The following is an 8,506-nucleotide window of genomic DNA, read 5'->3' on the forward strand; positions in this document are numbered from 1 at the left end:
GCAAGTCGTCAATAACCTACTAACAGAGATAGATCATCATATAATCCCAGCCTCATAGAGAGTTTTTCTTAGGCAATAAAAAACCCGACTAAAAAGTCGGGTCAAAATCACAACAAATACTTCAAAGAAAAATAATGAAACCTATTCCGGGTCAGAGGGCCTGAATCACTTCCCCGTACTTCAATGTTTGTAGAATACGACATTAAAAACGTGATGTATGTATCACTTTTCTTTCATTATGTAACAATTGTTTTCAAGCTCTCAGTCATTCGCGCAAGGCAAGACCGCCTCAAAGATGCTCCCCACCTGAGCATTCGAACGGTATTTGATTTCACCCTTATGGAGTTTCATGATTCGCTGACAGATTGACAAGCCCAAGCCTGCACTTCGCTCTCCAGCTGTTGGCTTGGTTGATATATTGCAGAATGGCTTGAACAATAAGTGCTGCTCGGCCTTTGGTATTCCACCAGCCTCATCAATCACTTCGATACGCACCTTTTTATGATTACTCGATAAACGAACATCAATTTTCCCACCAACTGGCGAGTATTTAATTGCATTGGAAATCAGGTTATAGGCAACTTCTTTAATTCGCATGCTATCTGCTTCAACCCATACGGCTTCGACTGGCAATTCCAAGTTAAGTTTTTGCTGCTTATCATTCGCCAGGAGCTGGGCATCAGCAACAGCTTTATCCAATAGGGAACAAAGGTTTTCCCGATCTATATCGATTGAGATATTAGCATCCTCAATCGAACTCACATCAAGCAATCTATCCAGCAACTCCTCCATACTCTCTGCAGCTTCGATAACTAAACCCAGCAACATTTCCGGGTGCTCTCCGGATATTTCCCTTTTCAACATACTCGCAGCTGAAGATACAACACCCAAAGGGCCACGAATATCGTGAGCCGCCATACCAAGCAACTCATTCTTCTGCTGGTTCAAACTACTCAACTCAGAGAACTGATCCAGAAGCTGGGCATTGGCGTTGACTCGACTGCATACTTGCTCTTGCTGGAAAGGTTTTAATAGAAAGTCATTCCCACCATGCTTCATAAATTGCGCTATTTGGTCTGATGATGCCTTTCCTGACACACCAATAATAGCCATCTGACTCATATCAAAGCGTGAACGCAAAGCACCCAGCAACTCAAATCCATCCATGCCATTCATAATCAAGTCGACAAGAATAATTTTGTATTGATAACCCTGGTCGAGCAAATCCAGCGCCTTTTCAGCCGACCCCACAGAGGTAACACTAAAACACTGCTTCTCGAGCAATGCACTCATAAAATCTCTGGATGACGGTGCATCATCAACGACCAAAACCTCCATACTCCGATTGGCAGACATTCGATTAATCACCTGCACAACGTAACTGATATCCTGCTGCCCGTTCTTCAACACATAATCGGATACGCCCAAGGATAAAACCATCTCACGTAGATTTGGACTAAAGTTGCCGGTAAAAGCGATACATGGAATACTCTTTTCTGCCATTAGCTTTGCAGCAGCGCCATCACTTTCATCGGGCAGGTTCAAGTCTGTGATCGCAACAAATATTTCTTCTTGATGCAGCTCCACTAACTGAACCGCTTCAGAATAATTAAGCGCGACCAGCACTTGATAACTACCTTCTTGTCTCAGCGCCGCCTCTACACTCAATGCAAACGCTTTGCTATCCTCAACAATCAAAACAGTATTTTTCATCAAACAACCCAACAAGTGAATCTTAGTTCTATTCTATTCACCCTAAATTAAAAAAAGAGATCAAGAACAAGACCCCTTAATTACCTCCAGGTAATTATTAAGCACATAGCTATTTAATATAGTAGAGTTCGTATTGTTTTCACGATTAAAATACTCACAGAGCCATTAATTAAGCGATCTTTTATATGAATTTTCTAAAATTAGTCAGCGCCTTCTGCTTATTATTGCTGGCGACAGCCCATGCAAAAGACGCCATTGCGACCGATACGAAGCTATCAGAACAACTAATTTCATCTTGGATGAAGTCTCAAGACGCCCTGGAAGACTGGGGTAAGAAGCACCAAGCCCAACTGGAAGCAAAGACTAAGGATGAAACCGAAGTCGAAGATCCAAGTAAGATGACACCTGAAAGCATGATATCCCCCCTGAAAGCAGCGGGCTTATATTCAAGCGCCAATCAGCTTGTTCAGTCTCAAGGTTTCTCTAGTATCGATGAGTGGGCCGCGATCACCTTAAGAATTACCAAAGCGGCTGCCGCTATTGAATTTGAGGCGAACCCGGAAATGATGGACACCAGCCGACTTGAAGCCTTAAGGAATTCGAGTGACATCAGCCCGGAGCACAAACAAGTGTTAAGCAATGCTATTGAGAAAAACCAAGCCATGGTGAAACAGATACTGTCGAGCGCAAGCACTGCGGACAAAGAAGCGATCAAGCCCTTTTTGAACGATATCCTAAAAATGATGGAAGAACCTTATTAAACATATGGCCACCCAGGCATTACTCACCAAACTAAAACAAAGTCCTCCTTAAGTAGACCCACAACCCCATGTCCAAAATAAAATCTGATGCTGATAGCCTCATCAAAAAGCATCGCAATCTTATCCACTCCCAAGACAAGAAAGTTATCTCTCATGTACAACGTGAGCAAGATGATGGCTGGCTAGTTAATACGCTAATGCTTGAAGATTGCGATACGCCATTTCAGTTTAAGCGACAAAAAACCTACAAAAACCTAAAAGGCGCTCGAGTCAACCTAACCTACTATTCAGACACACAAAAGCTCGCTGGAATGGATTTTGAGCTGATGAAAGTAGTACGAATTCGTATAGCATGACTCCAAGTCATTTTACTTTTCAATAATTAGAGCTTATACTCTATTTTTTTAGAGCAGTTACTCTAAACATCCACTCTACAACTTTGCGAATTACGATTAGGTATTGTCATGTTATTTTCTTTAAAAGTTCAATATTACAAAGGTCTAGCAAAAGCACTAAAGGTCGCTGCAGCAGTCGTTCCGATGCCAAAGCCAACGCTTTTCACTGGTGCAGACTCCTCACTGGAATTATGCGATGCTATTGGCCAACTAGGCATTAAAAAGCTAATGATTGCGACCGATGAAGTACTCGTCAGCATCGGACTAATCGACAAAATCAAAGCTCGCTTGGAAGAACTTGACATCAAATACGTAATCTACGACGGCATTCTTCCTGACCCAACCTATGATCAGGTACAAGCAGGTCTAGACTTATTAAGAAACAACAACTGCGAAGCAATTCTTGCCGTAGGCGGTGGCTCACCGATTGATGCAAGCAAGGCTATCGCAGCACGCGCAACAAATGACAAGCCATTAGAGAAGATGGCCGGCTTATTCAAGTTACGTAAAGCACCTTTGCCACTATTCGCCATCCCGACAACTGCAGGCACTGGCTCAGAAGTAACCATCGTGTCTGTCGTATCAGACCCTGAAACCCATCAAAAGACACCTATCATTGACCCTAAACTGGTACCCATGATGGCCGCTTTAGACGGCGCAATGATGCTAGGCCTACCTGCTGCAGTGACGGCTGCAACCGGAATGGACGCACTGACTCATGCGATTGAGTCTTACATTTCAGTTAATGCTACCGATGAGACCGACGCTTACGGAACAGCTGCTACACGTCTAATCATGGAAAATCTTGAAACAGCAGTGAAAGATGGCAGCAACCTGGAAGCTCGACAAAATATGGCTATGGCGTCTTACTATGCCGGCCTGGCTTTCACCAAAGCGAGCGTAGGCTATGTTCACGCCATCGCCCACAACTTTGGTGCGTATTACTCTACACCACACGGTTTGGCCAACTCGATTGTCCTACCGCATGTTCTGGATTATTCAAAAGATGAAATTACAGAACGTCTTGCCAAGCTCGCGGAAGTAAGCGGGCTAAAAGAAGGTAAAGAAAGCAACAGGGAACTTGCCGATAAGTTTATTCAGCGAATTCGTGAAATGCTCAAAAGCTTTGACATCCCTGAGCAACTTGGCGACCTTAAGACCGAGGACATCCCAAAGATTGCCAAATCAGCTCTTGAAGAAGCACATCTTAACTACCCAGTGCCCAAGTATATGAACCAGAAGGTATGTGAAAACCTGCTGAATAAAATGGTCGCTTAAGTAAAGCAAGTAAGTCTAAGCATAGACTATTGACAAAGGACTAATAAAACGGCATAGTCTCGCGTCATTTTTATATGAACTGGGATCGAGCACTTTTCAGCAACATCAAGTGTAAGCGCTCCCAGTTAATTTTTTAGTAATCCGCGAAATTTAGGAGCAACACGGTGGCCAACTCCCCATCTTCAAAAAAGCGCGCGCGTCAGCAAGAGAAACGCCGCCAACACAATGCTAGCCAACGTTCAATGGTTAGAACTTACATCAAAAAAGTAGACGCTGAAATTGCTGGCGGAAACTACGATAACGCACAAGCAGCTTTCCTAACTGCTCAGCCAATTATCGACGGCATGGTAAACAAGGGCATCTTCCCTAAAAACCGCGCCGCTCGCATCAAGAGCAACCTGAACGCACAAGTTAAAGCCCTTAAAGCTTAAGCTTCGCTCTCAGGCATAAAAAAACCGGCAAACGCCGGTTTTTTTATGCCTGAAGTTTAGCATCTCAAAGCAACACAAGATTATCACGATGAATAAGCTCAGCTTCATGGCAAAAGCCTAGAATCGATAAGATTTCGTCACTCGACTTACCTAGAATCCTCTTCGCATCTGGCGCATCATAATTTACTAAGCCTCGCGCAAATTCCCTGCCAGAACTATCTTTGCACGAGACCATATCACCACGCTTGAAACGACCACTTGCCGAAACAACCCCGACAGACAGTAAACTTTTACCACCACGCTCTAGCACTGCCACAGCCCCATCATCAAGCACCAAATTACCTGCTGTCTGGAGATGCCCTGCCAACCATTGCTTACGCGCAACTTGTCTTGAGGTTGAAGGCAGCATCATAGTACCCAAATCCTCTGCCGCTCTTAAGCGCAACAAAACACTTTCTATCTTGCCACCAACAATCACACTATAAGCACCGGAACGCGCCGCCAAACGGGCTGCTCGCACCTTGGTCGCCATTCCACCACGCCCTAGCGCACCTGCACCACCGGAAGCCATCTCCTCTAGCCGCTCATCTGAGGCCAATACCTGAGTCAACATTTGCGCATCAGCATTTCGACGCGGATCCTTATCAAACATCCCCGCCTGATCCGTTAAAATTATCAGGCCATCAGCCTCAACCAAGTTGGCAACCAAAGCCCCCAAGGTATCATTATCACCAAAACGAATCTCATCCGTCACAACCGTATCATTTTCGTTGATAATTGGAATGGCACCCAACTCAACAATTGAACGAACGGTACTTCTAGCATTCAAGTAGCGCTTGCGGTTAGACAGATCATCGTGCGTCAACAAGACTTGAGCTGTATGCAAGCCATGCTTTTGGAACTCTTCTTCATAGGCCTGAACCAAACCCATTTGCCCGACCGCAGCCGCAGCTTGCAGCAAGTGTAACTCCTGAGGACGCTCGCTCATCCCCAAGCGCGCCATACCTTCCGCCACAGATCCGGAAGACACTAAAATAATTTCAAGCCCCTGACGATGCAACTTAGACAACTGCGCCACCCAGTCACCGATAGACTCTCGAGCCAAGCCCTTACCATCATCAGTCAGCAATGCACTGCCGATTTTCACAACCCAACGGTTTGCACGACTTAGCTCAGCGCGCCCAGTACACTCAGTCATATTGATACAACCCTATCGCCCACCACAAAACCACTCACCACACTACTGAGCATATACCACTTCAACACCATCATCGTCATCGCCGTCATCAAAATCGTCATCCAGCTCCTCACCTGCCAGGCGCTTAGCCTTGCGAGCCGCCTTCAGAGCCTCTAGATTATCTCTAGCTTCCTGATGCATCTTATCCTTAATCAATTGCTCCTGCTCAGCTAAGGCTTCATCAGCTGCCTCAGCCGCATTCTTCTCATCAATCCATGTCATGATATCCCGACACAAGTTCGCTAGACCAGCAGACTTAATTGCCGACACCTGATAAACGGGCCCCGTCCAATTTAACGCTTCTACTAATTTCTCGCATATAGCCTTACGATCTTCTTCTGGCAATAAATCAAGCTTATTCAGAACCAGCCAGCGATCCCGGGAAGCCAAGGTAGGGCTAAACTTTTCCAACTCAGCCGCTATCGCCTGCACCACCTGAGCCGGATCTGAGCCATCGTAAGGCGCCATATCAACAACATGAAGCAACAGACGAGTTCTTACCAAATGCTTCAGAAAACGAACACCAAGGCCCGCTCCTTCTGCAGCACCCTCAATCAAGCCTGGAATATCAGCAACCACAAAACTCTTATGCTCTTCAACACGCACTACACCCAAATTAGGTACTAACGTTGTGAAGGGGTAATTAGCCACTTTAGGCTTAGCTGCAGAAATTGAACGAATCAGCGTAGACTTACCTGCATTAGGCATACCAAGCAAACCTACATCCGCCAACACCTTCAACTCCAAACGCAGGCTACGTGACTCACCTTCACTCCCTTTAGTTGTCTGACGGGGCGCTCTATTCACACTGGATTTGAAACGAGTGTTACCCAAACCATGAAAGCCACCTTGCGCCACGATGAGCTCTTGCCCGATCTCAGTCAAATCCCCTAGCACTTCTTCAGTGTCCGTGTCGATAACTGAAGTCCCTACCGGAACCTGAAGAAACAAACTCTCACCCTTTGCTCCAGTACAATTACGCCCGGCACCCTGCTCACCAGATTGAGCGCGATAATGCCTGACATAACGATAATCGACCAAAGTATTCAGCGACTCACTTGCCACCAGAATAACTGAACCGCCGTCTCCGCCATCTCCACCATCAGGCCCACCCTTCGGAATGTACTTCTCTCGACGAAAGCTCAAGCAACCGTTACCACCTTTACCAGCCTCTACTCCAATTGTCGCTTCATCAACAAACTTCATTGCACACCCCTTAGATTAGTACCCAACGACCAACATTTGACCCTATAAGGAAAATAAAGTCGATCAGCAAATAAATTGCAAAAAAAAAGCTCCGCACAGCGGAGCCTTTTCCAAATCCGTAACGACTGCTTACTCCGCAGCTTCAACCGTCACATATTTGCGGTTCAAAGGACCTTTTGTTACAAACTTCACAACACCACCAGATGTTGCAAACAATGTATGATCCTTACCACAACCAACATTATCGCCTGCGTGGAAACGTGTACCACGTTGACGCACAATAATGTTGCCTGCTTTAACTACTTCACCACCGAATCGCTTAACACCTAAACGTTTCGACTCCGAATCGCGACCGTTGCGGGTACTACCACCCGCCTTCTTATGAGCCATTATCCTACTCCTATTGTCTGTTCGTATCTAAACCGGTTTAATTGCTCCTGAGAGCGACCATAAACTCAGTGTTAGCCTTTAATTCCAGTAATTTTCACCTCAGTATACCACTGACGGTGACCCATTCTCTTCATGTGGTGCTTACGACGCTTGAACTTCAAGATACGTACCTTCTCGTGACGACCATGATCAACAACCTCAGCCGTTACTTTTGCACCCTCAACATTTGGCGCGCCAACTTTAACATCGTCGCCATTTGCAACAAGTAATACACGGTCAAATTCAACCGTCCCACCTGTTTCAACTTCAATTTTTTCCAGCTTTAACACTTCACCTTCGGTGACACGGTGCTGCTTACCACCGCTTACAATAACTGCGTACATTTGGTTTTCTCCAAATTTTTCATATCGCCTAACACACCTGAACTTCCGCTAATAATAAGCATTACCCAGATGAATCAAACTTACCAAGACCTATATATTGAGAACTAAATCTCCGGCCTCACTTTCTACCCGCATGTGTTACTTACGACCAATTTTCCCCAAACTGATATTTACAGTTTTTTGAAAAATCTGATCTCCAGTTTCTAAAGGAAGCTCTTTGGCAACCCTATCACTGAGAACACCCATGACTTTTAGGGCGCGCAATTGTATTTTATTCAACCAAGTGTTGCAAGCACATTCTAGCCAAAACAAGACTTTAATTATTGTATGGCGGATAGTAATTCTTGACAGACAAGCACAGCCCCCCTAGCATGTCAGCCAATTTTAGTCGGCTCTATTTTAAGATATTCAATATGCAAATTCAGGCAATCTACGACAGCGTTGAAAAAGACTTCAGTGAAGTAAACCAGTTTATCACTTCCCAGTTATCTTCAGATGTCCCCTTAGTAGAAAAAATTGCGCAATATATCGTCGAAAGCGGTGGTAAGCGTATGCGCCCCTTACTAGTCCTTCTTACCAGCAGAGCCTTAGGGGAAGCTAGTCAGGATCAATGCAAACTAGCCACTATTATCGAGTTTTTGCATACAGCCACATTATTACATGACGACGTTGTCGACACATCAAACATGCGCCGCGGGCGCTCTACTGCCAA

General features: G+C 45.3%; 10 protein-coding genes. 5 read left to right on the forward strand and 5 right to left on the reverse strand.

The genetic code is table 11. The features are described from left to right. Positions 1 to 261: 261 nt before the first annotated feature. Positions 262 to 1,713, reverse strand: coding sequence for a hybrid sensor histidine kinase/response regulator (locus A3763_RS02895; RefSeq protein ID WP_068632941.1), 1,452 nt, complete (start codon positions 1,711 to 1,713; stop codon positions 262 to 264). 185 nt (positions 1,714 to 1,898) lie between these two features. Between A3763_RS02895 and A3763_RS02900 the strand changes: the two genes are divergently transcribed. The 4 genes from A3763_RS02900 (at position 1,899) to rpsT (ending at position 4,578) form a co-directional block, all read left to right on the forward strand. Further along, positions 1,899 to 2,474: a hypothetical protein gene (locus A3763_RS02900; RefSeq protein ID WP_068512296.1), complete on the forward strand. Its 576-nt coding sequence runs from the start codon at positions 1,899 to 1,901 to the stop codon at positions 2,472 to 2,474. 68 nt (positions 2,475 to 2,542) lie between these two features. After that, complete coding sequence (locus tag A3763_RS02905; protein WP_068512300.1) at positions 2,543 to 2,830, forward strand: hypothetical protein; 288 nt, start codon at positions 2,543 to 2,545, stop codon at positions 2,828 to 2,830. Positions 2,831 to 2,938: 108 nt separating this feature from the next. Then, complete coding sequence (locus tag A3763_RS02910) at positions 2,939 to 4,147, forward strand: iron-containing alcohol dehydrogenase (protein ID WP_068512303.1); 1,209 nt, start codon at positions 2,939 to 2,941, stop codon at positions 4,145 to 4,147. A gap of 164 nt (positions 4,148 to 4,311) precedes the next feature. Beyond that, positions 4,312 to 4,578 (forward strand): 30S ribosomal protein S20, encoded by a 267-nt coding sequence (rpsT, locus tag A3763_RS02915; protein WP_068511686.1) that lies wholly within the window; start codon positions 4,312 to 4,314, stop codon positions 4,576 to 4,578. A gap of 64 nt (positions 4,579 to 4,642) precedes the next feature. On the opposite strand, the gene proB is transcribed toward rpsT, so the two are convergent. The 4 genes from proB to rplU form a co-directional block, all read right to left on the reverse strand. Further along, positions 4,643 to 5,776 (reverse strand): glutamate 5-kinase, encoded by a 1,134-nt coding sequence (gene proB / locus A3763_RS02920; protein WP_068554938.1) that lies wholly within the window; start codon positions 5,774 to 5,776, stop codon positions 4,643 to 4,645. Positions 5,777 to 5,818: 42 nt separating this feature from the next. After that, positions 5,819 to 7,021 carry an Obg family GTPase CgtA gene (cgtA, locus tag A3763_RS02925; RefSeq protein WP_068511679.1) on the reverse strand — a complete coding sequence of 401 codons (1,203 nt, stop codon included), beginning with the start codon at positions 7,019 to 7,021 and terminating at the stop codon, positions 5,819 to 5,821. Between the two features lie 129 nt (positions 7,022 to 7,150). Next, positions 7,151 to 7,411 (reverse strand): 50S ribosomal protein L27, encoded by a 261-nt coding sequence (gene rpmA, locus A3763_RS02930; protein WP_068509869.1) that lies wholly within the window; start codon positions 7,409 to 7,411, stop codon positions 7,151 to 7,153. Between the two features lie 71 nt (positions 7,412 to 7,482). Continuing rightward, the gene (gene rplU, locus A3763_RS02935) at positions 7,483 to 7,794 is read right to left on the reverse strand and encodes a 50S ribosomal protein L21 (protein ID WP_068509871.1); all 312 of its coding nucleotides are present in this window, start codon (positions 7,792 to 7,794) and stop codon (positions 7,483 to 7,485) included. 413 nt (positions 7,795 to 8,207) lie between these two features. Here rplU and A3763_RS02940 point away from each other — a divergent pair. After that, positions 8,208 to 8,506 (forward strand): polyprenyl synthetase family protein (locus A3763_RS02940; RefSeq protein WP_197482716.1); only part of this gene is annotated, 299 nt, incomplete at its 3' end.

The sequence above is a fragment of the Oleiphilus sp. HI0128 genome, from assembly GCF_001635365.1.